Below are 698 nucleotides of genomic sequence, written 5' to 3'. Positions count from 1 at the left end.
GGCCACCGAGGCCAACGTCCGTCCCGGATCGGACAGATACAAAGCGACGGCGTCCGCCTTGAACTCCGGCGGATACGACTTCATCGCCACGTGGAACTCCTTGTCTCCGGATCTCCATCATCCGGTACTCAAGGTGTCCACATTTCGGGGGCAGGCCCCGGCCACGTACTCCGCCACCGCCTGCGGAACATCGGCCGGCCCGGAGTCGGTCAGGAACGTGCCGAGCATGCGCACCGTACCCCACTGGATGGACCAGCCCAGGCGATTGTGCAAACGCCGCTTGTCCCGCGCTTCCTTCAGCGCGGCGGCGTCCAGGAAGAAGAACTTCTCCAGCTCTTCCGGCGTCGGGTCCGCCACGAACCGGCCATACCGGTCAACCTTTGCGGCGGACAGATACTCCTGTGCCACAGACAGTCACACTACGCGCATCCTAGATCACTATCAGTCGGTACGCCCCAATCGAGCCGGGCTTGCTCGGCGCTCTCCCGCCATGATCCCGATGCTCCCCATGGCCCGTATGCCGACGCTCGGAGGCTTAGCGGGAATTCCCGGCCGGATATGACCAGGACCCCTAGACGAGTAAGTCCTAAATCGGGTCAGTGGTCGTAGGCGATCAGTGATCGGGTGATGGCCCCGCCGGTGGCGCGGTTGTGCCAGATGGCGGCGGTCAGCGCCAGGATGCGCTGGGCGATGCGGGC

At 64.8% G+C, this 698-nt stretch carries 1 protein-coding gene and 2 pseudogenes; all 3 read right to left on the bottom strand.

The features are described from left to right. Positions 1–90, bottom strand: a pseudogene (locus E1286_RS52325) (NUDIX hydrolase); the annotation flags it as partial. Positions 91–117: 27 nt separating this feature from the next. Then, a complete protein-coding gene (locus E1286_RS47405; protein ID WP_165970263.1) occupies positions 118–408 on the bottom strand; it encodes a DUF4158 domain-containing protein in 291 nt (96 codons plus the stop codon). Positions 409–596: 188 nt separating this feature from the next. Further along, positions 597–698, bottom strand: a pseudogene (locus tag E1286_RS52320) (IS982 family transposase); the annotation flags it as partial.

Source organism: Nonomuraea terrae (genome assembly GCF_004348995.1).
Classification (GTDB): Bacteria; Actinomycetota; Actinomycetes; order Streptosporangiales; family Streptosporangiaceae; genus Nonomuraea; species Nonomuraea terrae.
This window is presented reverse-complemented; position numbering and strand designations above follow the sequence as displayed.